This window comes from Methylopila turkensis (genome assembly GCF_027922325.1).
Classification (GTDB): Bacteria; Pseudomonadota; Alphaproteobacteria; order Rhizobiales; family Methylopilaceae; genus Methylopila; species Methylopila turkensis.
Map to the genome: position 1 here is coordinate 871,181 of NZ_BSFL01000003.1, position 22,349 is coordinate 893,529.

General features: G+C 70.9%; 18 protein-coding genes. 2 read left to right on the plus strand and 16 right to left on the minus strand.

The annotated features are described in order from the left end of the window. Positions 1 to 32: 32 nt before the first annotated feature. Positions 33 to 1,409, plus strand: a complete 1,377-nt coding sequence (locus PKE78_RS15340; RefSeq protein WP_271201774.1) for a DUF6716 putative glycosyltransferase — start codon at positions 33 to 35, stop codon at positions 1,407 to 1,409. An 11-nt stretch (positions 1,410 to 1,420) separates the two neighbouring features. Here the strand turns inward: PKE78_RS15340 and PKE78_RS15345 are convergent, their stop codons facing one another. The 11 genes from PKE78_RS15345 to PKE78_RS15395 form a co-directional block, all read right to left on the minus strand. Next, positions 1,421 to 2,587, minus strand: a complete 1,167-nt coding sequence (locus PKE78_RS15345; protein ID WP_271201775.1) for an acylneuraminate cytidylyltransferase — start codon at positions 2,585 to 2,587, stop codon at positions 1,421 to 1,423. A 135-nt stretch (positions 2,588 to 2,722) separates the two neighbouring features. Continuing rightward, positions 2,723 to 3,598 (minus strand): N-acetylneuraminate synthase family protein, encoded by an 876-nt coding sequence (locus PKE78_RS15350; RefSeq protein ID WP_271201776.1) that lies wholly within the window; start codon positions 3,596 to 3,598, stop codon positions 2,723 to 2,725. Between the two features lie 99 nt (positions 3,599 to 3,697). Beyond that, on the minus strand, positions 3,698 to 4,087 hold the full coding sequence (locus PKE78_RS15355; protein ID WP_271201777.1) for a phosphomannose isomerase type II C-terminal cupin domain: 390 nt from the start codon (positions 4,085 to 4,087) through the stop codon (positions 3,698 to 3,700). Between the two features lie 69 nt (positions 4,088 to 4,156). Continuing rightward, positions 4,157 to 5,467 carry a DUF6716 putative glycosyltransferase gene (locus PKE78_RS15360; RefSeq protein WP_271201778.1) on the minus strand — a complete coding sequence of 437 codons (1,311 nt, stop codon included), beginning with the start codon at positions 5,465 to 5,467 and terminating at the stop codon, positions 4,157 to 4,159. Beyond that, positions 5,464 to 6,573 (minus strand): hypothetical protein, encoded by a 1,110-nt coding sequence (locus PKE78_RS15365; protein ID WP_271201779.1) that lies wholly within the window; start codon positions 6,571 to 6,573, stop codon positions 5,464 to 5,466. The genes PKE78_RS15360 and PKE78_RS15365 overlap by 4 nt, the downstream gene beginning before the upstream one ends. 59 nt (positions 6,574 to 6,632) lie before the next feature. After that, positions 6,633 to 8,036: a glycosyltransferase gene (locus PKE78_RS15370; protein ID WP_271201780.1), complete on the minus strand. Its 1,404-nt coding sequence runs from the start codon at positions 8,034 to 8,036 to the stop codon at positions 6,633 to 6,635. A gap of 54 nt (positions 8,037 to 8,090) precedes the next feature. Next, the gene (gene ade / locus PKE78_RS15375; RefSeq protein ID WP_271201781.1) at positions 8,091 to 9,809 is read right to left on the minus strand and encodes an adenine deaminase; all 1,719 of its coding nucleotides are present in this window, start codon (positions 9,807 to 9,809) and stop codon (positions 8,091 to 8,093) included. A 77-nt stretch (positions 9,810 to 9,886) separates the two neighbouring features. Next, on the minus strand, positions 9,887 to 10,666 hold the full coding sequence (locus PKE78_RS15380; protein WP_271201782.1) for a cobalamin-binding protein: 780 nt from the start codon (positions 10,664 to 10,666) through the stop codon (positions 9,887 to 9,889). 22 nt (positions 10,667 to 10,688) lie between these two features. Next, positions 10,689 to 11,957 (minus strand): hypothetical protein, encoded by a 1,269-nt coding sequence (locus PKE78_RS15385; protein WP_271201783.1) that lies wholly within the window; start codon positions 11,955 to 11,957, stop codon positions 10,689 to 10,691. Between the two features lie 251 nt (positions 11,958 to 12,208). Next, on the minus strand, positions 12,209 to 12,499 hold the full coding sequence (locus PKE78_RS15390) for an acylphosphatase (RefSeq protein WP_271201784.1): 291 nt from the start codon (positions 12,497 to 12,499) through the stop codon (positions 12,209 to 12,211). After that, positions 12,496 to 13,059 (minus strand): gamma-glutamylcyclotransferase family protein, encoded by a 564-nt coding sequence (locus PKE78_RS15395; protein WP_271201785.1) that lies wholly within the window; start codon positions 13,057 to 13,059, stop codon positions 12,496 to 12,498. The genes PKE78_RS15390 and PKE78_RS15395 overlap by 4 nt, the downstream gene beginning before the upstream one ends. Here PKE78_RS15395 and PKE78_RS15400 point away from each other — a divergent pair. Next, positions 13,058 to 13,684: a glutathione S-transferase family protein gene (locus tag PKE78_RS15400; protein WP_271201786.1), complete on the plus strand. Its 627-nt coding sequence runs from the start codon at positions 13,058 to 13,060 to the stop codon at positions 13,682 to 13,684. The genes PKE78_RS15395 and PKE78_RS15400 overlap by 2 nt on opposite strands. A 329-nt stretch (positions 13,685 to 14,013) precedes the next feature. Here PKE78_RS15400 and PKE78_RS15405 read toward each other — a convergent pair whose 3' ends face one another. The 5 genes from PKE78_RS15405 to PKE78_RS15425 all read right to left on the minus strand — a co-directional run bounded on the left by PKE78_RS15405 (position 14,014) and on the right by PKE78_RS15425 (position 22,112). Beyond that, positions 14,014 to 15,555, minus strand: coding sequence for a cryptochrome/photolyase family protein (locus PKE78_RS15405; protein ID WP_271201787.1), 1,542 nt, complete (start codon positions 15,553 to 15,555; stop codon positions 14,014 to 14,016). 96 nt (positions 15,556 to 15,651) lie between these two features. Next, positions 15,652 to 17,670, minus strand: a complete 2,019-nt coding sequence (locus tag PKE78_RS15410) for an acetyl-CoA carboxylase biotin carboxylase subunit (RefSeq protein WP_271201788.1) — start codon at positions 17,668 to 17,670, stop codon at positions 15,652 to 15,654. A gap of 103 nt (positions 17,671 to 17,773) precedes the next feature. After that, positions 17,774 to 19,096 carry a glycosyltransferase gene (locus tag PKE78_RS15415; RefSeq protein WP_271201789.1) on the minus strand — a complete coding sequence of 441 codons (1,323 nt, stop codon included), beginning with the start codon at positions 19,094 to 19,096 and terminating at the stop codon, positions 17,774 to 17,776. A gap of 10 nt (positions 19,097 to 19,106) precedes the next feature. Then, the gene (locus PKE78_RS15420; RefSeq protein WP_271201790.1) at positions 19,107 to 20,501 is read right to left on the minus strand and encodes a hypothetical protein; all 1,395 of its coding nucleotides are present in this window, start codon (positions 20,499 to 20,501) and stop codon (positions 19,107 to 19,109) included. A gap of 84 nt (positions 20,502 to 20,585) precedes the next feature. Further along, entirely contained in the window at positions 20,586 to 22,112 is a 1,527-nt protein-coding gene (locus PKE78_RS15425) for an acyl-CoA carboxylase subunit beta (RefSeq protein ID WP_271201791.1), read from the minus strand. Positions 22,113 to 22,349: the final 237 nt, after the last annotated feature.

Consider the following 22,349-nt stretch of genomic DNA (forward strand, 5'->3'; position numbering starts at 1 on the left):
TCGGTTGCATCGTTAGGCGGCGTTTTCGCGTGATGGCCAAGCGCGTTCTTTTCGCCTGCGATCTCGACAGCCAGATCTTCGGCGCCCTGCCCCTCGCCGACGCCTTCGAAACGGCCGGCTGGACGGTCTCGTTCGCGCTGCATGCGCCGGGCGCGCTGCCGCCGGGCGTGCTCTCGCGCATCACGAACCGGTTCGAGGTCCATGACGCCTGGATCGGGCCGCTGGCGGTCTCCGACCTCGCCTTCTCCGCCGACGCGATCGGCGTGTTCGCGACCGGCAGCCGCATCGCGCGCTTCCGCTACGACAATGAGCTCGCCTGGCGGGTGCGCGGCGGGCGGCGGCCGGCGCTGTTCTGCGGCTTCAACGGCCTCGTGTTCGAGCGTTTCGAGGAGGGGCTGGCCTGGCGCCTCGGCTACGACGTGCTGTGCCTGAACGGCCCTCGCGACGAGGACGCGTTCCGCGACTTCGCGGGCGGCACAGCCTTCGCCGACCAGCCGATCGCAACCGTCGGCCTGCGCCGCCGCCGCGACGTCACGGCCGCGGCCCCGCGCGACGCGGGATCGCCGAAGACATTCCTGTTCGCCGAGCAGGTCGCGGCGCCTTCCGACCCGGAGCACCGCGAACGCCTCGCGGCGACGCTCGCGCGGCTCGCCACCGCGAGCCCGGACTGGCGCGTCGTCGTACGGCCACGGGTGCAGCCGGGCGAGCGCACCTTCCACGACCAGACGCTGCACATGGAGACGCTGCTGAAGCGGCTGCCGGCGCGGCCCTCGAACCTGATCATCTCCTACGAGCCGCTGGAGAGCCTGCTCGACGGGGCCGACCTGTTCGCCACGATCTCGTCGACCGCGCTGTTCGACGCGCTCGACCACGGCGTGACCTGCTGCGTGCTGCTCGATTTCGGCGTGCGCAACGCCTACGGATCGCATGTGCTGTTCGGCTCCGGGCTCGGCGTGGACCTGTCGCGGCTCGCGACCCTTGACGACGCGCCGCGCCGGGCGCCGGACGCCGGCTGGCTCGACCGGATCGGCTACGGGGCGACCCATTCGCCGCAGGCGCTGCTTGCGCGGATCGCGCAGACGGACATCACGGCGCCCCCGCCGCCGCAATTGCAGACCGGCGAACGCGCGCTGATCGGCGCCTCGGCCCGCGTGTCGCGTACGGAGGACGAGGCGTTGGCGCGCGACCGGGCGACGGTGGAAGCGGCGCTGGCCGCCGGCGACGGCCCGGCCGCGCGCGCGGCGCTCGCGCGCCTCGGCGCCACGCTGACGGCGTCCGACACGCGCCACGACGTCGATTCCGCGTGGCGACGCCGAGAGGGCGCCGTCGCGGCGCTGGCGCGCAAGGCGGGGTTCTACTGGCTCTACAAGCGGCTGCGCCGGATCACGCTGGGCGCCGCTCCACGCTGACGCGAGAGCCGTCAGGCCTGGCCCGAGGCGGCGATCAGCGCCTCGCAGAGGTCGCGCAGCGCGCCCTGGCCGCCGGCGGACGCCAGCACCAGCTGCGCGGCCGCCTTGGCTTCCGGCCGGGCGTCGGCGGGCGCGACCGCGAACCCCACCGCGCGCATGCATTCGAGGTCGTTGACGTCGTTGCCGATGTAGACGACGTCGGCCCGCGTCAGTTCATGCTCGGCGAGCCAGCGGTCGAGCTCCGGCAGCTTGTCGTCGATGCCCTGCCGCACCTCGATGCCAAGCTTGCGGCCGCGCGCCGAAACCACAGGGTTGGGCTCCTTCGACAGGATCAGCGTCCGGATTGAGGTTAGCTTGCGCAGCCGGCCGAGGCCCATGCCGTCGCTGCGACTCGCGAACACCGCCTCGCGCCCGGTCTCGTCCACGAGCACGCGGTCGTCGGTGAAGACGCCGTCGAAATCCATCACCAGCGCCTTGAGGCCGGCCGGCACGGCCGCCGCGCGCGACTGCCCCTCGCGCTTTGCGAGGATCGCCTCGATCACTTGGAAGTCGGCCTCGCTGTCGATCTCGACGGGCGGCGTGTCGACCTCGATCAGCTTCGTGCGGCCGCAGAAGCGATGGCCGGCGGCGCGGAACGACGGCACGTCCATGACATAGACCGCGCCGGTTTCGAGATATTGCGGCGTGAGCTCCTGCCGCCGCTTGCGCGGCTGGGTGTGGTCGTGATTGACGCCTGCGGCCGAACCGTCCTCGGCCACCTGCCAGAGAAAACCGTGGTTCGAGGAGGCGGTGAACGCCGCCACCGTGCCGTCCACGCCGATCGCGGCGACGCAGGCCTCGATCTCGGCCGAGGTGGTGAAGGGCGAGGTGCACTGCAGGAACACCAGCACGTCGGCCGGACGGCCCTCGGCCTCGAGCGTGTCGAGCGCGTGGATCAGCGCGGATTCCGACGAGGCCTTGTCGCCGGAGATGTCGGCCGGGCGGTCGATGACTTCGGCGCCGGCGGCGCGGGCGACGCTCGCGATCTCGGCGTCGTCGGTCGAGACGAAGACCGCGTCCACAGAGGAGGCGCCGAGCGCCGCCGCCACCGACCTCGCTACCAGCGGCACGCCGCCGAGAGGCCTGACGTTCTTGCGCGGCACGCCCTTGGACCCGCCGCGCGCCGGAATCACCGCCACGCACCGCACGTTCGCATTCTCCCCGATCGACTTGAGGTCCGGCCCGGCCAGCGACGAAACCGGGACGCGAACACGACCGTGGCCGGACTGATCCGGCCACGGCGCAGGTTCAGATCATGCAGCGTCGGCTGCGCGTCAGCTGACGGCGCGCAGCGACGGCTGCCACTTCAGCTTCTTGCGCTGCACGTCCTCGACATCGAGCACGTCCTTCGACTTGAAGGTCAGGGCCGCCTCGACATGCTGCAGATCGCGGACCAGGCGGCGCATGCCGTCCGGCTCGAGCGACGCGGCGTGGTCGGTGCCCTTCCAGGTGCGGTCGAGGGTGAAGTGACGCTCGACCCACTCGGCGCCGAGCGCCAGAGCCGCGACGTCAGCCGCGATGCCGAGATGATGGCCGGAGAAGCCGATCTTCTTGACGCGGCCCTCGAACTTCTCGCGCAGGCGGGTGATCTCGCGCAGGCAGAGGTCCTCGAACGCCACCGGGTAGCCGGAGGTGCAGGAATAGACCACGAGGTCCTTGGCGCGGCCGCGCTGCTCATAGAACTCGATCAGCTCGTCGATCTCGTCCTTGGTGGTCATGCCGGTCGAGACGTGAACCTCGCCCTCGTAGTTCTCGGCCAGCCAGCCCTGCAGCTCGTAGTTCGAGTTGGTCGCGGACGGGATCTTGATCAGGTCCGGCTTCAGGCCGGCGATCTCCTTGGCGGAGGTCATGTCCCAGACGGACGTCGCGTACCCGATGCCCTGCGCCTCGCAGAACTCCTTGAGCTCGGCGTGCTGCTCGACCGTGAACTCGAGCGCTTCGCGGTGCTCGCCATAGGTCGCGCCGTAGGAGTTGGCGGGAACCGGATGCGGCGCGCTGAACTGGGCGGGGGACAGCAGCTCGCGGTTGTTGCGCTTCTGGAACTTGGCGTAGTCGGCCTTGCAGACATGGGCGGCGACCGAGATCAGCTCCTTCGCCGTCTCCATCTTGCCCATGTGATTACAGCCGATTTCGGCGATTACCTTGACCATGACACGTCTCCGAACCTGAAAATTGGGTCTGTTAAGATCGTTGCGCGTTATTGACCGAGCTTGGCTCAATCCGACCGTTCCGGGCAAACCGCCCGGCGGTCACTGCGTGGCTGGCGTCTCCGCCGCTTCGGCGCGTCCGTAGTCGTCCTCCAGACGCTCGATGTCGTTCTCGTCCAGCGGGTCTCCTCGTTGCACCTCGATGAAAACGAGGTCCCCAGCCCCGGGATTCTCGACGCGGTGAACGCAGCCCAGAGGCAGGTAAACCGCGACGCCGGACGACACCGGGATGCGCTCCGCATCCCGCGTGACGACACCCTCACCTTGCACCACGATCCAATGTTCCTCGCGGTGCTTGTGACGCTGCAATGAAAGACGCGCGCCGGGCGAGACAACTATGCGTTTGACTACGTAGTCGTCTCCGCCTGCGACAACCTCCCAGGACCCCCACGGACGGCTGTCCTTCTCGCCGATGGCGTATCGATTGCTCATGCATGCGTCCCGATTGTGCAGCGCACCCTAACGTGAAAAGTTCGACTTTGGAAGTGACTTTACAGGGGCTTACCCGCGTGGCGTGAACGGTTTGACTTGGCGCAGCCTGCGCGCGACGGCCGCGACCACGCCCGCTCCCCGGCGCGGACGCTCGATCAGATGCGGCGCGTGGACCGCGATGGCGCCGCCTTGTCCAAGCGCGAACGACAGCCAGTCCGCCGAGCCGTAGGCCGGCACGAGCGGCCTCAGCGGCAGCGGAGCCTCGAGCCGGTCCTGGCCCTCGACCAGCGCGAGGCACCGCGTGAGCAGCCCTTCGACGTCCGGCGTCGCGCCGGAATGGGCGGCGAGCCAGCTCGCGTCCACGACGGCGGGAAGGTCTGGCGCCAGCGACGCGAGCGGCGCGAGACAGCCCGATCCAACGAAAAAGCTCGTGCCCAGCGCTTCCGAGACGCCGAAATCCGACACGATCCGGGTCGGAACGCCGCACGCCATCGCCTCGACGGCCACGGTCGAGCTGACCGAGACCGCGAGCGAGGTGCGGTCGAGCAGCTCGGACGCCGGCTCGTGGGTGAAGTTCAGGTTCTTCGGGCGCCCGCCGCGGGCGAACGCCTCGCGCGCAAGATCCTCGAGGTGGAAGCGGGCGCCGTGATGCACGGTCTCGTCGCGGGCGTGCCGGAGCTTGATCAGCACCTGCGCGTCCGGATGGCGGCGGGCGAGCGCGGTCAGCTCGCCGAGAATGTGGAGGCGCTGCATCCGCCGCGCGGGAATGATCGGCTGCTCGAAGAAGGTGACGAGCGGCGCGCCCGCCGGCGCCGCCCGCGGCGCGGTCGGAAGGCCGAGCAACCCCGTGACCAGCCCGTTGGTGTCGTCGACCCCGATCTCGGCGGCGGCGGCCCGGTAGAGGGCGAGGTCGCGCTCGGTGTTGAAGCACAGCAGGTCGGCCGGCGCGCGGCTCATGAACCCCGCGAGATGGTCGGCCAGCACCACGCCGGGCGAGGCGACGATGACGATCGGCCGCGACCGTTCGCGGCTTAAATCGGCGGCGGCCAGCGCCAGGAACAGTTCGCGCGCGCGTCCGCCGTCGACGACCGCGATCGCCACATGCGCGTCGCGGAACAGCCGGCTCGCCACGATCTGCTCGGTGGAGACGATCGGGATGCTTTCGCTCACGCCGCCGGCCCGCAACTGACGCGGCGAAAGCTGGCCGGTGGCTGTCGACACCGCCGCGATCCGCAGGCTGGCGCCTTCGTCCTCAAACCGGCGCCCGATCGCGGCGGCGGTCTTCACGAAGGAATCAAACGTCCCGAGAGCGAGAATGCGCCGGCCGGCGAAGCGGCCCTGCTCGTGCTCCTGTCCTTGCGAAGGCTGGGATGACGTCATCGGATGGCGAGAGACCTGTGAACCGGCGCGTCGCATGGCTCGATGACGCGCAGGCGCTTGATGAACGCGTCATGCGCGCGAACAACGGCGAGGATGTGGTCCCGCTGCCGTTTCAGATAGCCCTCCGGCAGCGCGAAGCGGACGATGGGCAGCTTGGGATCGATAACCGACAGGGTGTCGGCCGCGGATGAGGCGACGACGGCGACCGCCGCCGGCTTCACCGGAGCGTCGAGATAGGCGAGCTCGACGGGCGTGATCGAGGGCTCGAACCGCGCCCCCGCCGCACGCGCGAGCGCCTCGGCGGCCGATCGGTCCTCGCCGCGGTGCGGCCGGTACAGAACGGGGCCATGAAACCCCACGCGCCGCAGCGCCGCGACGCCCTCGACGATCAGCCGTCGGTGGGTTTCGAAGCAGGCGATGCCCGCCTCCACATGGTTCGCGCCGAGCAGCCAGACCTCGTCGCCGCTCCGGGCGGGAGCGTCCGTCCGCCAGCTTTCGAAGGCGTGGCGCTCGACCCGGTCGCCCGGGCGAAGCGTCGGCTCGATCAGCGCGCCATAGATCGTGAAGAAGGTGAGCCGCGGCGGATCGATCGGCCGGTCGCCGCCGAACAGGGCGCGTGCGAGCCGCGTGCGCAACCAGCGATCGGCGAAGCGCGACGGATCGGGCGTCGGCTCGCCCGCGCGGCAGCGCGCCGCCTGCGGGGTGATCGAACCGTCGTCCAGCAGCGTCAGCTCGGCATGGGCGATCCGGTCCACCAGCTCGCGCTGGGACCGGTTGCGGTAGTCGCCGAAAGCGAGAGCCGCATACCCGCCGCCTGCGAGCGACGCGGCGAGCCGGCGAAGCCGGGCGCGGTGCTGCAGGTCGATCGCGTCGCGCAGGATCTTCGGGGCCTTGCGCGAGGACCGCGGCCGCCCCTCGCAGCGCCGGACCGAGCGCCAGAGCGACGGAGCCCGCGCCATCAGGAGATCGATCGCAGCCCCCCCGCCCGCCCGGTCGCCCAGCAGCACGAGATCGACGGCGCGGTCCGGGCGGCGGCGGCGCCACTCGACGGCGTTCAGGTACTGCAGCGGCGAGGAGACGATCACGAGGTCGGCGGACGCAGGCATCAGCGCTCAATATCACCCGACCGTGACGCCGTCTCGCGGCTCCTTATGGCGCAAACGCGCTAAAGCGCCGTGTTTGCGCCCCGAGCGACCTCGCGCCACACCTCGGCGAGGCCCGCGGCCAGCGGCTTTGGGGCGTAGGATTCGGCTCTCTTTCGGCCCGCATCGCCGAATCGCGCGCGGGCATCGGGGTCCTCGGCAAGCGCCAGCAGCGCATCGATGAAGGCGGCGCGGTCGCCCGCCGGCGCCAGCCGGCCGGTGACGCCGTCGACGACCGTCTCGGCGTGTCCGCCGACGGCGTAGGCGACCACCGGGCGTCCGGCCGCGCCCGCCTCGACGGCGACGCGGCCGAACGGCTCCTCCCACAGCGTCGGCAGCGCCACCACGTGGCTGCGGGCGAACAGCCGGTCCCGCTCCGCGCCCTCGACCGAACCGAGCAGGCGGACGCGGCCCGCGACGCCGAGCCGTTCGATCAGCGCGGCCAGCGCCGCCCGGTCCGGCCCCTCGCCGGCGATCTCGAGGGTCGCGTCCGGCCGGCGCGCGAGCACCTCCGGCCAGGCCTCGATCAGACCCGCCTGCCCCTTGTTGGCGTTGAGCGAGCCGACCACCGCGACGTTGAACCCCTCCGACGGGGCGGCGGCGACGGGCGCCGGCTCCACCGGCGTCAGCGCGCGCCGGCGCATCTGCTCCGGCGCCGCCGCCGCCCGCACCAGCGCCTCCACGTGTGCGCTCGTGACGAGAACGAGGTCCGCGCGCCGCAGCCGCTCCTGCCGGAAGGCGAGCGCCTGCCGCGCGAAGGCGTGGGCCGCCGCGGCGGCCCAGCCTCCCGTCCCGCCCTCGCCGGCCGTATCGAAGGTCTGGCGGAAGTTCGGCGTCGAGAAGCGATGGTCGCGGACGACCGCGATCAGGGGCGGGCCGACGTCGGTCAGCGCGCCGGCGGAGGCGACAATGGCGCGGGCGTTGTCGGCGTGGACGAGATCGGGTTTCACATGCGCGACGATGCGCGCGATCGCCTGTTCGAGACCGCTCTCGCCCGAGGTCCGGTGGTCCATGGCGACGCCGCCCTCTGGACGTCCGAAGATGCGCACGCCAAAGGCGCGGGCGCGTTCGACCGGGGCGTCGCGAAGGTCGCGGGCGACCTCGCGCAGGAACGACGCCCATTTCAGCCCGAACGGCCGGCGCTTCAGCGCCTCGACTTCGGACTGGCTGAGACGGTGCAGCGGCCACGCCGCGGGCGCCGGCAAGGCCAGGATCTCGACCCCGTCGACGCTGCGGCGCTCCGGGGCGGCCAGCACCTTGTCGAAGGTCGCCACCAGCGCCAGCCGGCGCAACGGCTCCTCGCGCAGCATCAGATGCAGGCTGCGTTCGGCGCCGCCCGCGGCGTCGGGCGGATAGCGGTCCGAGACCACCAGGACACGCCGCTCGGGCAGCCCTTCGAGCACGCGCCCGAGCGGATCAGCCGGCATGCGGAGGTCCCGGAACGACGGCGGAGCAGCCGCGCGGCCGATCCGTCGCGGGCGTCATTCGGCGATGACCTCGAAGCGGTCCACGTCGACCATGCCGAGGTCGCTGATCTTGAGATGCGGGATCACGGTGAGCGGCAGGAACGCGACCTGCAGGAACGGCTCGTCCAGTCCGCAGCCAAGCGCTCTCGCCGCGACCCGCAGCGCCAGAAGGCGCTCGCGCACCACCTCGTGCGGATCGAGGCTCATCAGCCCGGCGACCGGCAGCGCGAGCTCCGCCCTCACCTCGCCGCCGCCCGCCACCACGAAGCCGCCGCCGAGCGCGATCACCCGGTTGACGGCCAGGGCCATGTCCTCCGCGTCGACCCCGACCACGCAGATGTTGTGGCTGTCGTGGCCGACGGAGGATGCGATCGCGCCGCCCTTGAGCGCGAAGCCCTTTACGAATCCCCGGCCGATGGTGCGCGGTCCGCCGTGCCGCGCGACCACGGCGACCGACAGCGCGTCCTGCGCGAGATCGGAGCCCACCACGCCGTCGCGCGCCGCGAGGTCGAGCGTGAGGCGCTCGGTGACGATCTTGCCAGGAATGACGCCGATGACCGGCCGCGGCCCGCCCTTGCCCGCGATCCGCAGGTCGTCGGCCGAGACCGGCGCGGCCTTCATGCTGTCGAGGCCGACCGGATCGGGCGCGGTCCGCGCGTCGAACAGCGCGTCGGTCACGAGCCGTCCACCGGCGATGACATGCTCGACCCGGCAGCCCTCGTAGTCCGAGAGCAGCACGAGATCGGCGCGCTTTCCCGGCGCGACGAGGCCGCGGTCGCGCAGCCCGAAGGCGTTGGCGCCGGACCAGCTCGCCGCGCGGTAGACATGCGCGGGCGGCGCTCCCTGCCCAATCGTCCAGCGGATCATGTGGTCGAGATGGCCTTCCGCCGCGATCTCGACCGGGTTGCGGTCGTCGGTGCAGAGCGCGACGAAGGCCGAGGTCTCCGGCGTGATCAGCGGCCAGAGCGCGCGCAGGTCCTTGGCGATCGAGCTCTCGCGGATCAGCACCGTCATGCCCTTGCGCAGCTTCTCAAGCCCCTCCTCGTAGCTGGTGGCCTCGTGGTCGGTGCGGATGCCGGCGGCGAGATAGCCGTTGAGGTCTTGGCCCCTCACCAGCGGCGCGTGGCCGTCGATATGGCCGTCCTGAAACGCCGCGAGCTTGGCGAGGCAGCCGGGATCGGCGTTCAGCACGCCGGGGAAGTTCATGAACTCGGCGAGGCCGAGCACGCCCTCGCGGCCGCGGAACGGCAGCAGGTCGTCCACCTCCAGCCGAGCGGCGGCTGTCTCCAGCGGCGAGGCCGGCACGCAGGAGGACAGGTTGACCCGGATGTCCATCACCGCGGCGGCGGCGGCCCTGAGCGCGTAGTCGATCCCCGCCGCGCCCAGCACGTTGGCGATCTCGTGCGGGTCCCAGAGCGCGGTCGTCACGCCGTGCGGCAGCACGCAGCGGTCGAACTCGAGCGGCGTCAGCAGGGAGGATTCGATGTGGAGATGCGTATCGATGAAGCCCGGCGCCACGGTCAGCCCACGGCCGTCGATCGTCTCCGCGCCCTCGTACTCCCCGAACGTGCCGACGATGACGTCGCCCGCGATCGCCACGTCGCTCTCGAACAGCGTCGCGGTGACGACGTCGAGCACGCGGGCGCCCTTGATCACGAGGTCCGCCGGCTCCCTCCCCCGACCCTGGGCGATGCGGCGGGCGAGCGTCTCGGGCGTGGCGTGGGACGGCGGCATGGCGGCTCCGATGGCGGACGCGGCGATCTTGACCCAAGCCGGGCGGCGGGCTCAAGCGCCCGGGCCACCGTTCGCGCTCAGCCCCGCAGCGCCCGGCGGATCGCGTCGAGGCCGTCGGTCAGCGCCGCCGGCCCCGGCTGGAGAATCAGCGCCGACTTGATCTCGACGATGCGTCCGTCCCGCACGGCGGGAACGGCGTCCCAGCCCGGCCGGGCCCGGATGCGGTCGGGCGAGACCTTCTTGCCGCACCACGAGGCGAGGATGACGTCGGGCGCGGCGGCGATCACGTCCTCGCTCGTCACGATGCGGTCCCGCGCCGCGGCGTTGCGGGCGCGCTCCGGGAACACGTCGTCGCCGCCCGCGACGCCGACGAGCTCCGACACCCAGCCGATGCCGCTGATCATGGGCTCGTCCCATTCCTCGAAATAAACCAGGGGCCGCGGGCGTCCCTCGTTCTCCGCCCGGATGTCGCGCAGCCGGGCCTCGTAGCCGGCCGCGAGCGCGTCGGCCTTCCCGAAGGCGCCGACGAGAGCGCCGACCGTGCGGATCATCGCGAGAACGCCGGCGAGATCGCGCTGGTTGAACGCGTGGGTCGCGACGCCCGCCCGCGCGAGATCGGCGACGATGTCGGCCTGCAGGTCCGAGAACGCCAGCACGAGGTCGGGCTCCAGCGCGAGAATCTTCGGGATGTCCGCCGTGGTGAAGGCGGCGACGCGGGGCTTCTCCCGGCGGACCTGCGGCGGGCGCACGGCGTAGCCGGACACGCCCACGATGCGCTGGTCCTCGCCGAGGAGATACAGGGTCTCGACCGTCTCCTCGGTGAGGCAGACGATGCGTTCGGGCGGAAAGCGGCGCATCAGGCGCGGCGGCCGGCCCGCCTCATCGGCCGCGCGACGCGGTCCGGGCGAGCGCCGCGGACCGGCCCGACGCGCACAGGTTCGGCGCCGCGAACGAGGTGGCGTCGTTGGCGGCGAGCTGGCCCGGCCCGCCGTCGCCGAGCGGATCGAAGGCGAGCCGGCCGCCCCTGTCGACGCGGAAGATCATGTCGGAGGGGTAGTGCATGTAGGCGCCCTGCTCCAGCGACCGAACGAAATGGCCGGCTGAGCGAGGATAGCCGTAAGCCGTCAGCAGGTCCTCCGTCCGATAGACGCCGGGCTCGAGGATGCGCTGGACGAAGCTGCGCCGCATCCGCGGCGACATCTGCGCCGGCGCCCGCGTCAGCGCTTCGGGTACGTTGAGCGCGACCTCCTCCGGCCGCCGGCCGGCGAAGCGGGCGATCACCGCCTTCTCGTCCGGCATTGCGACGCCCCGGAAGGCGACCTCCGCGGCGCGGTTCAGGCTGACGCCGCCTTCCGCCTCAGTCAGCACGAACTGTCCCGGCGCCCAGAGCGCCACGAGGTCCGGCATGCTGGTGTAGGCGGCGCGCCGCCCCTCCGCGTCGAGCGCGCCGACGGCGTACACGCCCTCGCCGAGGCCGAGCACGTTGACCAGCGTGTCGGGCCCGGTGTTGCCGGCCGCGACGAACACCGGCACGCGTTCGCGCTTCAGCGTCGCAAGCGCGTCCCGGACGATCCGATAGGGGTTGTTCTCGGAGCCGCCGGCGATGACGTCGAGCACCTCCGCCTTGCGCGCGGCGATGTCGCGCGACGACACGCGCCGGTCGGGCGGGAGGCGCCGGTTGACGTCCTCCAGATCGACCGGAAGCACGATGGAGCTGATGACGGCCGCCGGCCGTTCGATCCGGCCGCGCTCGATGTCGCCCGCGAGCCGCGCCAGATCGCGCGCCAGCGTGCGGGCGTTGAAGACGGGGTCGATCTGGTAGGGCGTGACCTTTTCGTGCGACAGCCTGGCGATCGCCGCGACGATGTCGCCATGGCCGATGCGGGACGAGCCGGGGCGGTCGGGATCGACCAGATCGTCGTCAAGGTTGGCGGGTCGGAAGTAGCGGAACGTGTCCAGCACCACGAACGCGTCGGGCGACACGCAGGCGGCGCGGATCACGCCTTCGACCTCCGTGCTCGCGAACTGCCGCACGTCCCCGCCGTAGCCCACAGGCCCGCCCCCCGGCGACCCCGCCTGCATGAGCAGCAGCGCCGCGCCCGCAGCCGCGATCTTCAGGACCAAGCGCTGGACGCCGCCAATCTCCATGCCGGACCGCCGCTGACCTCCTGCGGCGCAAGGGCCGCGGTGACGACAGGCGCGGACCCTCGGGATCCGCGACGCGCGCCGGCGGCCGATGGGTTCAGCCGTTCCGGCTTCAGGCTTCCTGACGCGCCGGGCGGAGGCTCCGCTGCGACGGTCGAGCTCAGAGTTTCACAGGGAACGCTTATGTTGCAAAGCAATATCGGATTGTGCGCCGCACATTTGGAGGGGTAAAGGGCGATCTCGTGTCTTCAAGGTCACTCGGTGCGTGCGATTTCGACGCCCTTGAGCTCGGGAAGCGCGTCCTCGGCCGCGGCGCGGCGCTCGACCGATTCCACCTCCGCCTCCGGCGGCCCGGCGCGGCAGGCCTCGGCGAAGGCGGCGATGCGCTCTTCCGGCCCGGTCACGATGGCCTGGACCGAGCCGTCCCGGCGGTTGCGCACCAGCCCGCGAAGCCCGAGCGAGGTCGCCGTCGCCTGGGCCCAGACGCGGAAGCTCACGCCCTGGACGCGGCCCTTGATCACCAGTTCCGCCACCGGCTCGCTCATCGAAACCCTCCCTGCGCCGCGGGGCCGCCGCGGGCTCCTCGCGCAAACCGTCCGAGCTCGGCGAGATAGGGCTCCGGCAGCCCCCATTCGAGAGCCGCCGGAATGACCATCTCCGTCATGTAGCCGGAGACGGCCACGCCCGGCTCGACGAAGCGGGAGACGTAGACGATCGCCCGCCGGGCGCCGTCCGGCGCCCGCACGCGCAGCCTCTCCTTGCGGTAGAGTCCCATCGCGACGCGCTCGAAGGCGTCGAGCGCCCAGAGATCGCGCTCCGTCAGGCGCCACAGCACGCCGTGGGTCGTCGCGCCCGCCTCGCGCAGCACCGTCGCGTAGCCGTCGCGCGAGATCGCGAAGCGCCAGCCCTCGAGCCGCGCCGGCCCCACCGGCTCCGCGCCCGGACAGCGCCGCGCCATGGAGCTGCGGCGCATGTTTGCGCCATAGGCGAAATAGTGGAGCATGAGGTCGAGCTTAAAGGGACGCGCGGCCATGTCGAACGACGGCGGCGCTCCCGCGCCCCACGGTCCGACGGCGAAACGCCGCACGCCAAGGTTTCCGCCCATGCTGACGGTCCATCACCTGACCTTCTCGCGATCGACGCGCGTGATCTGGCTGCTGGAGGAACTCGGGCTGCCCTACCGGCTCGAACGCTACGAGCGCGACGCGAACTTCCGCGCGCCGGAACGGCTGAAGACAATCCACCCGCTCGGCAAGGCTCCGGTGGTCGAGGACGGCGAGCTGGTCATCGGCGAGTCCGCCGTCATCCTCCAGCACATCGACCGGACCTATGGCGGTGGCCGGTTCACGCCGCAAGACGCGTCGGCGCGGCTTCGGCACGAGGAATGGCTGCATTACGTCGAGGGCACCGCGGCCTTTCCCGTGATGATGGCCGCGGTCGGCGCGCGGAACGGCGGCTTCACCGGCGGCATGGAGACCTTCGTCAAAGTGACGCTCGGCAAGAGCCTCGACCTGATTGAGGGCGCGGTCGGCGTGAGCCGCTTCGTCATGGGCGACGGGCTGACGCTGGCCGACATCCAGTTCGTCTACATCCTCGAGATGGCGAACCACGCCGGCCTGCTCGCGGATCGGCCCGCGATCGCCGGCTATCTCGGCCGGCTCAAGGCGGAGCCGGGCTTCGTCCGCGCCGTCGAGATCGGCGGCCCGATGGCGCCGCCGAAGCGAGCCTGAGACATCCGGGCCGGTTGGCTCACTCCAGCTCGAGAACTACCGCGTCACCGCGAGGCTGTCGTCGGGCTTGGGGTCGATCCTGGCGATCTCGCATCGCTCGGCGCGCAGCGCGTTCTCCATCGTCATGGCCTCGACGACGCGGAGATCGCCCACATCCACCTGCCGAGGCGGCGTTTCTGGGCAAGTGACGCGGCGGCTCGATTCGTCGGTCCATCCTCGCCGTCGTCCTCCGGCTCGACCGGAGGACCTATCTCCTGGGTCGAGCTCCGCGTCGGACAGGGATGGTCCGGTCAGGCCGGACCATGACGGCGCGGGAGGGGGTGCGTCCCTCACCCCTCGTAGGTCGCCGGCAGTCCATCCAGAAACCGCGCCGCGTCCGCGCGGATCTCGTCGACGCGCTCCCGAGGCATCCGGGACAGGTTGCGGTAGGGCATGGCGAGGCGCGGGTTGCGTCCGAGCGTTGCTTCGTTCCGGATGAGAAAGTCCCAGTACAAATAATTGAACGGGCATGCGTCGTCGCCCGTCTTCGCCTTCACGTCGTAGCGGCAGCTTTTGCAGTAGTCCGACATGCGGTCGATGTAGGCCCCCGACGCGGCGTAGGGTTTTGAAGCCAGCATGCCGCCGTCGGCGAACAGCGCCATGCCCTGCACGTTCGGCAGCTCCACCCACTCGTAGGCGTCGGCGTAGACCAGCAGATACCAGTCCTGCACCTCCCGCGGGCGGAAACCGCCGAGCAGCGCGAAGTTGCCGAGCACCATCAGGCGCTGGATGTGGTGGGCGTAGGCGTGGTCGCGGGTGTCGCCGACGCACTGCGCGAGGCAGTTCAGGTCGGTCTCGGCGGTCCAGTAGAGGTCGGGAAGCTTCCGCTCGGCGCCGAGCGCGTTGGCGTCGCGGTACTCCGGCATCTTCAGCCAGTAGACGCCGCGGACATACTCCCGCCAACCGAGGATCTGGCGGACGAAGCCCTCGACCGCATTCAGCGGGGCGGCGCCCGCCTCATAGGCTGCGACGGCGGCGTCGCAGACCTCGCGCGCCGTCAGCAGGCCGGCGTTGAGGTAGGGCGAGACGACGCCGTGGAACAGGAAGGGCTCTCCGGCCTTCATGGCGTCCTGGTAGTCCCCGAAGCGCGGCAGGGCTTCGCGCACGAAGGCGTCGAGCGCCTCCAGCGCCTGCGCCCGGGTCCAGCCCCAGCCGTAATGGTCGAGTGTCCCGAAATTGCGGGGGAAGCGCGCCTCCACCAGCGCCATGACTTCGCGCACCGTCGCGTCGGGCGCGAAGCGCGCGCGCCGCGGCGGCGTCACGCCCTTCGGCAGGCTTTTGCGGTTCTCGACGTCGTAGTTCCACTGGCCGCCCTCGGGCGCATCGCCGTCCATCAGCAGGCCGGTCTCCTTCCGCATTTCGCGGTAGAAGAACTCCATGCGCAGGCCCTTGCGGCCGTGCGCCCAGGCCTCGAACCGGGCGCGTGAGCACAGGAAGCGGTCGTCCTCGCGGATGACGACGTCGACGTCGAACTCTTCGCGCCAGTCCTGCATCATCTCGAGCACGCGCCACTCGCCGGGCTCGGTCAGCGTGAGCCGGTCGCAGCCGTGGCGCTCCAGCGCGCGCTTGACCTCGCCGCCGAGCGAGCCGGCGTTATCGGGGTCGTCGAGGGCGACGTAGTCCACGGTGACGCCTTCGCCCCGCAGTTCCTCCGCGAAGGCGCGCATCGCGGCGAACAGGAAGACGAGCTTCTGCTTGTGATGGCCGACGTAGGTCGCCTCCTCCATCACCTCGGCCATGAGCACGACGTCGCGCTCGGCGTCGAGGTCCTTGAGCGAGGCGATTTCGCGGGTGAGCTGGTCGGCGAGGATCAGGCGGAGTGTTTTGGCCACGCCGGAGTTACGCGTCGGCGACGGCGGCGGTTCGGCCCAAGGCGTCGAGACTTCGGCCGACCGCTCGGAAGAGCGGCGACGATCAAGAGGCCCGGCTCACTCCAGCTCGAGAATCACCGCGTCCACCGCCAGGCTGTCGCCGGGCTTGGCGTTGATCTTGGCGATCTTGCCGTCGCGCTCGGCGCGCAGCACGTTCTCCATCTTCATGGCCTCGACGACGGCGAGCGTCTCGCCGGCCTTGACCTCCTGTCCCTCCTCCACCGCGATCGAGACCACGAGGCCCGGCATTGGGCAGAGCAGCAGCTTAGAAGTGTCGGCGACCTGACGTTCCGGCATCATCGACAGGAGCTCGGCGATGCGGGCGCCGTGGATGCGGGCGACGACCGAGACGCCGCGATGGGCGAGGTCCCAGCCCGCGGGCGGGTGCTTGCGCACCTGCACCGAGACCGGCTTGCCGTCGATCTCGCCGCGCCACACCGGATCGCCCGGCTTCCATTCGGTCGAGACCCGGTAGGTTTTCGCCTCGACGCCGTCGGCGCCCAGCACCCGGACCGACACCGCGTCGCCGTCGGCGCGGGTTTCGGCGCGGGTCGGCTCGCCGTCGAGCAGGATGGTGCGCAGCAGCTCCTTGGTGGCGGCGCCGCGGCGGAGCTGGTGCGAGATCGCGCGGCGACGCTCCATGGTGAGCCAGTCGATCTGGGCGGCGACCGCGACCAGCGTCGCGGCGATCTCGCCGCCAGGCTTCGCGGGCGCGAAACCGTCAGGGAACTCCTCGGCGATGAAGCCGGTCGAGAGCCGGCCCTCCTGCCAGCGCGGATGCTCCATCAGCGCGGTCAGGAACGGGATGTTGTGCTGGATGCCGTCGATGGCGAAGGCGTCGAGCGCCTCGGCCTGCGCGCGAATGGCGCCGAGCCGGTCCGGCGCGTGCGTCACGAGCTTCGCGATCATCGGGTCGTAGTGAAGCGAGATCTCGCCGCCCTCGACGACGCCGGTGTCGTTGCGCACGGTGACGCCCCCGACACTCTCCTCGACCGGCGGCCGGTAGGTCTTCAGCCGGCCGATCGACGGCAGGAAGTTGCGGAACGGGTCCTCGGCGTAGATGCGGCTCTCCACCGCCCAGCCGTTGAGCTTCACGTCTTCCTGCGTGATCGACAGCTTCTCGCCCGCGGCCACGCGGATCATCTGCTCGACGAGGTCGATGCCGGTGATGAGCTCGGTGACGGGATGCTCGACCTGCAGGCGGGTGTTCATCTCAAGGAAATAGAACGACTTGTCCTGCCCCGCGACGAACTCGACCGTTCCGGCCGAATCATAGCCGACCGCCTTGGCCAGCGCGACGGACTGCTCGCCCATGGCCCGGCGGGTCGCCTCGTCGAGCAGCGGCGACGGCGCCTCCTCGACGACCTTCTGGTTGCGGCGCTGGATCGAGCATTCGCGCTCGCCGAGATAGATGACGTTGCCGTGCTTGTCGCCGAGAAGCTGGATCTCGATGTGGCGCGGATTGACGATGAACTTCTCGATGAAGACGCGGTCGTCGCCGAAGGAGGACTTGGCCTCGGACTTCGACGCGCGGAAGCCTTCCGCCACGTCGTCCGCCGAATAGGCGATGCGCATGCCCTTGCCGCCGCCGCCGGCCGAGGCCTTGATCATGACGGGGAAGCCGATCTCCTCGGCCACCTTCACGGCGTCCTCGGGCGTCTCGATGACGCCGAGATTGCCGGGAACGGTCGAGACATTGGCGCGCGCCGCGGCCTTCTTGGACTCGATCTTGTCGCCCATCGCCTCGATCGCGGCGGGGTTCGGGCCGATGAAGACGATGCCTTCGGCCGCGAGCGCCTCGGGGAAGGCCGCACGCTCCGACAGGAAGCCGTAGCCGGGATGGACGGCCTCGGCGCCGGTCTGCTTGCAGGCGGCGACGATCTTGTCGATCACAAGGTAGGACTGCGCCGCGGCCGGCGGCCCGATATGGACCGCCTCGTCCGCCATCTCCACATGCAGCGCGTCCTTGTCGGCGTCCGAATAGACCGCGACCGTCGCGATCCCCATGCGCCTCGCCGTCTTGATCACGCGACAGGCGATCTCGCCGCGGTTGGCGATGAGGATCTTCTTGAACATGGAGGGAGGGCTCCCGGAACCGGCAGGGGCGTGAACTCTTGAACGCTTTTAGGCGCCGCAGCGCAGCGCGTCCATTAACCGAAGGACGACGCCTGAGGCCTCTTCACGCGCCGAAAACATGCTGCGCCGCGAGACCGTACGGGTAAGGCGGCAGGCGCGGCCGCGGCTTGCGCGCAGGCCCCGCCGCGGTCGCCTCGATCTCGTCGCAGAGCCGCGCGACGGCGTCCGCGCCCTCGCAGGCGGCCGCCGTCTCGGCGCAGCGCCGGGCGATCTCCGGCGACGACAGCGCGACCCGCAGGGCCGCCGCGAGACGGCGCCTTTCGAGCGGGCCGGACCGGAGCCACAGGCCGCAGCCGAGCCGCGCCACGCGCGCGGCGTGGTCGAACTGGTCGAAGGCGAGCGGGGCCACGATCTGCGGCGCGCCGGCGGCGAAGGCGTGCGCGGTCGTGCCCACCCCGCCGTGATGGACCAGCGCCGCGGCGCGCCCGAGAACCGCGCCGAGCGGCGCGTAAGGCGCGACGAAGGTGGAGGCTGCGGCCCGCGCCGGCACGACGACCGGCGCGCGCGACAGCACGAGGCAGCGCCGGCCGATGTCGGCGCAGGCCTGGACGGCCGCGGCGTAGAGCGCTTCGGTGCGGCGCCGGGTCGAGCCGAAGGTGACCACCACCGGCGGATCGCCCGCGTCGAGGAAGGCGGCGAGCGCGGGATCGACCCCTTCAGTCTCCCCACCGAACTCGCTTGCGGCGGGAAAGTCGAACTGCACCGACTGCGCGGGCCAGTCGGCTTGCGCGGCCTGAAACCAGGGCGGAAACATCGCCACGACCTTCTGGGGTGAGTTCCACCAGTGGCGCAGCCGCTTGACGCGCTTGAGCTCCAGCCGCTCACGGACGGCGTTCAGGGACGGCAGCGCCACCGGATCGATCACAAGCCGGTCGGCGCCGATCTGCACCTTCCACACGAGCTTCTCCGGCAGCCAGCGCGGCGTCGGAAAGCCCGGCATGCGGACGGGATCGTGCCGGGTCTGAAACGCCATCGGCGACAGATGCACGGTGACGAGATGGCCGCCGAGCGCCTCGAACGCGAGCCGGGCGCCGATCGCGAGCGTGGAGGCGACCAGCACAGGCCGGCGGCCTTCGGCGCGCTTCTCGACGAAACCGTAGATCCGGTCGAGGCCGAGCGGCAGCGCCTTGAACATCCGGCGCGCTCCGATCAGCGGGCGCCACAGCGAAGGGTCGGAGAAAACCAGCTCATACTCGTGAGCCGAGATCACCGCTTCGAAGTCCAGCCCCGAGCGCCGGGCCGCCGCCTCGAACGGCGCAGGCGCCGCGAGCGTGACCTCATGGCCGCGCCGGCGCAGCTCCGCCCCCGCCGCGATGAACGGCAGCACGTCCCCGGTCGTGCCTATGGCCGCGATCAGAACCTGCATCGGCCGGCGGTCAGCCGCGGCTCCAGAGTTTCCGCCACGCCGACCTGCGCTCGGGCGCGCCGGGTTCGGGCAACGGCTTGAGGAAGGCGGGCCGCGGCAAGGGCGGCGGGGCGGCGCCGGGCAAGGGCGACATCAGCGAGCGGTCCTCGGTGCGCGCGAACTGGCTGCGCGCGCTCCAGGCGCCCAGCAGCAGGGAAAAGTAATCGTACGGTCCGCGGATCTCGTTCGCCATGACGAACTGATGATGCAGGCGGAAAAGCCGGAAGCCGCGGCGCAGGTCGCGGATGGTCTCCTCGGTCTTCATCTTCGACAGGTAGACCCGCCGGAAGACCGGGTTGGGCCGGTCCCGCGGCACGTCGAGCTTCAGCTCCGTCACCGGGTCGCGGTGGGGAAAGTTGAGCGCGTCCCAGGGCGCCGCCACCTCGCCCCAGAACAGGGAGGGCTCGACCGCGAGCCGCGCGATGCGCGTCCTGAGCCAGCCGGCGGCGGGGTGCAGAGCGACCAGCAGCTCGGTCGCGCCGGCCGTGAGCAACGCTAGCCGCGGCCCCTTCCGTCCCACCTCCGGATCGGCCTCGAACGCCCGCGCGAGCGCGTCGATCGCGAGAAACGAGCCGCTGGAATGGCCGACGACGAGGATTTCGTCGGCGTCGTTCAGCGCGACAAGCGCGCGGATCCGGTCGGCGAAGGCGTCGACGCGCTTGTGCAGCGTGCGCTCGGCGCGCCGCGCGTATCGCAGTTGCGAGCGGCCGTCGTCCATCAGGTGCACGACGAAGCTCCCGCTGCGGCGCAGCAGATGCAGCAGCCCGACGGCGCCGAGGGCGAAGGCGCCGACGCCCACCGCCAAGCCGATCTCGTACGCCACGTCGAGCGCAACGAAGAGCGACGCCACCGCCACGCCCTTCAGCGCCGCAAGCGCGACCGCGAGGCAGACTACGACGACCGGGTAGGCCCATGCGAGCGCGTAACGCGGCGCGGCGCGGCTCACGCGCGGGATCAGGCCGGAGAAGATGCCTTCGAGGATCGTGCCGGCGCCGTAGAACAGCTTGAGCGCCAGCGGCTGCGCGAAGTCGCGCGCCACGATGTCGTCCCAGCGCAGCGTCTCGTAAGTGACGTCCACATGGACGCCCTCGCCGGTCAGCGTGATGGGCCAGCTCGCGCTGGGCGTCTCGGGATGATGGGTCACCTCGCGGCCCACGTCGACGCGCGCGTCCCAGAGCCGCGCGAACCGCCGGACGTCGAGCCGCAGCAGCATCTGCTGCTGCTCCGGCGACTGCGGCATGTAGCCGGCGACGTACAGGACGCGCCGCCGCCGCACCTCTTGGCCGTCCGCCCCGGCCCCGACCTCGCGCGCCGGCCCGAAGGCGTCGCCTCCGCCGATCGCGCCGGTCGTCTCGTCCTGACGCATGCGTCCTCGCCGTCTCCCGCGCCCCGCCGGGAGCTTAGAGGCTGTCAGGGACCATGGACAGGGTCTCGCGGCGCCGCGTCCACGTCAGAGCGGAATGTTGTCGTGCTTCTTCCAGGGGTTTTCGAGGCGCTTGCCGCGCAGCATCGCGAGCGCGCGCGCCACGCGCCGGCGGGTCGAGCGCGGCTTGATGACCTCGTCGATGTAGCCGCGCTCGGCCGCGACGAAGGGCGTGAGGAAATGGTCCTCGTACTCCTTGGTCTTGGCCGCGATGCCCTCCGCGTCGGCGCCGCGGAAGATGATCTCGACCGCGCCCTTCGCGCCCATGACCGCGATCTGGGCCGACGGCCAGGCGTAGTTCACGTCGCCGCGCAGATGCTTCGACGCCATGACGTCGTAGGCGCCGCCGAACGCCTTGCGGGTGATGACGGTGACCTTCGGCACGGTCGCCTCGGCGTAGGCGAACAGCAGCTTGGCACCGTGCTTGATCAAGCCGCCGTACTCCTGCGCCGTTCCCGGCAGGAAGCCCGGCACGTCCACGAAGGTGACGATCGGGATCTCGAAGCAGTCGCAGAACCGCACGAAGCGCGCCGCCTTGCGGGAGGCGTCCGAGTCCAGCACCCCGGCGAGCACCATCGGCTGGTTCGCGACGAATCCGACCGTGCGGCCCTCCATGCGGCCGAAGCCGACCACGATGTTCTTCGCGAAATCGGCCTGGATCTCGAAGAAGTCGCCCTCGTCGACCGTCTTCAGGATCAGCTCCTTGATGTCGTAGGGCTTGTTCGGATTGTCCGGGATCAGCGTGTCGAGCGACGGATCGTAGCGGTCCGGATCGTCGAAGGACGGCCATTCCGGCGCGCCGTCGCGGTTGTTGCCGGGCAGGAAGTCCATCAGCCGCCGCATCTCGATCAGCGCGTCGACGTCGTTGTCGTAAGCCCCGTCGGCGATCGAGGACTTGGTGGTGTGGACCTTGGCGCCGCCGAGTTCCTCGGCCGTCACGGTCTCGTTGGTGACGGTCTTCACTACGTCGGGGCCGGTGACGAACATGTAGGAGCGGTCGCGCACCATGAAGATGAAGTCAGTCATCGCCGGCGAATAGACGTCGCCGCCCGCGCAGGGGCCCATGATGACGGAGATCTGCGGGATGACGCCGGAGGCCAGCACGTTGCGCTGAAACACCTCGCCATAGCCGCCGAGCGCCGCGACGCCCTCCTGAATGCGCGCGCCGCCGGCGTCGAACAGGCCGATGATCGGCGCCCGGTTGCGGATCGCCATGTCCTGGATCTTGATGATCTTCTGGGCGTGGGTCTCGCTGAGCGAGCCCCCGAACACGGTGAAGTCCTTCGCGAAGACGAACACCTTGCGGCCGTTGACCGTGCCCCAGCCGGTGACGACGCCGTCGCCGGGGATTTTCTGCTTCTCCATGCCGAAGTCGTTCGAGCGGTGTTCGACGAACATGTCGTACTCTTCGAACGAGCCCGGATCGAGGAACACCTCCAGCCGCTCGCGGGCGGTGAGCTTGCCGCGGGCGTGCTGGGCGTCGATGCGCTTCTGCCCGCCGCCGGCGCGCGCAGTGGCCCGGCGCTGCTCGAGCTCGTCCAGAATGTGCTTCATGTCCTCGGCCTGCCATCGCTTGGAGAGGGATCCCGAGGCCGAGGGGTAACGCGCGTTTTGCGGCGCCGCAACGCCGACGAAGGGCGATGCGGCGAGCGTCCGGCGCTTGGCAAGCGCCCGTTTAGGCTCTCCCAAATGTGAGCCGAGACGACGACTCCCGCCACGCCCGCGCGCATTGTACGAGCGCGCGCTGCGTCCTAACGTTGCGCCCCCGGCCGGCGGAAGGTCGCCGGCGAA

Coding starts and splice junctions, on each gene's coding strand:
- PKE78_RS15420 (WP_271201790.1), bottom strand. CDS start 20,501: ATGCGTCAGGACGAGACGACCGGCGCGATCGGCGGAGGCGACGCCTTC.
- PKE78_RS15365 (WP_271201779.1), bottom strand. CDS start 6,573: ATGCCTGCGTCCGCCGACCTCGTGATCGTCTCCTCGCCGCTGCAGTAC.
- PKE78_RS15360 (WP_271201778.1), bottom strand. CDS start 5,467: ATGACGTCATCCCAGCCTTCGCAAGGACAGGAGCACGAGCAGGGCCGC.
- ade (WP_271201781.1), bottom strand. CDS start 9,809: ATGCCGCCGTCCCACGCCACGCCCGAGACGCTCGCCCGCCGCATCGCC.
- PKE78_RS15400 (WP_271201786.1), top strand. CDS start 13,058: ATGCTGACGGTCCATCACCTGACCTTCTCGCGATCGACGCGCGTGATC.
- PKE78_RS15370 (WP_271201780.1), bottom strand. CDS start 8,036: ATGCCGGCTGATCCGCTCGGGCGCGTGCTCGAAGGGCTGCCCGAGCGG.
- PKE78_RS15390 (WP_271201784.1), bottom strand. CDS start 12,499: ATGAGCGAGCCGGTGGCGGAACTGGTGATCAAGGGCCGCGTCCAGGGC.
- PKE78_RS15415 (WP_271201789.1), bottom strand. CDS start 19,096: ATGCAGGTTCTGATCGCGGCCATAGGCACGACCGGGGACGTGCTGCCG.
- PKE78_RS15395 (WP_271201785.1), bottom strand. CDS start 13,059: ATGGGCGGAAACCTTGGCGTGCGGCGTTTCGCCGTCGGACCGTGGGGC.
- PKE78_RS15350 (WP_271201776.1), bottom strand. CDS start 3,598: ATGGTCAAGGTAATCGCCGAAATCGGCTGTAATCACATGGGCAAGATG.
- PKE78_RS15385 (WP_271201783.1), bottom strand. CDS start 11,957: ATGGAGATTGGCGGCGTCCAGCGCTTGGTCCTGAAGATCGCGGCTGCG.
- PKE78_RS15425 (WP_271201791.1), bottom strand. CDS start 22,112: ATGAAGCACATTCTGGACGAGCTCGAGCAGCGCCGGGCCACTGCGCGC.
- PKE78_RS15410 (WP_271201788.1), bottom strand. CDS start 17,670: ATGTTCAAGAAGATCCTCATCGCCAACCGCGGCGAGATCGCCTGTCGC.
- PKE78_RS15380 (WP_271201782.1), bottom strand. CDS start 10,666: ATGCGCCGCTTTCCGCCCGAACGCATCGTCTGCCTCACCGAGGAGACG.
- PKE78_RS15355 (WP_271201777.1), bottom strand. CDS start 4,087: ATGAGCAATCGATACGCCATCGGCGAGAAGGACAGCCGTCCGTGGGGG.
- PKE78_RS15340 (WP_271201774.1), top strand. CDS start 33: ATGGCCAAGCGCGTTCTTTTCGCCTGCGATCTCGACAGCCAGATCTTC.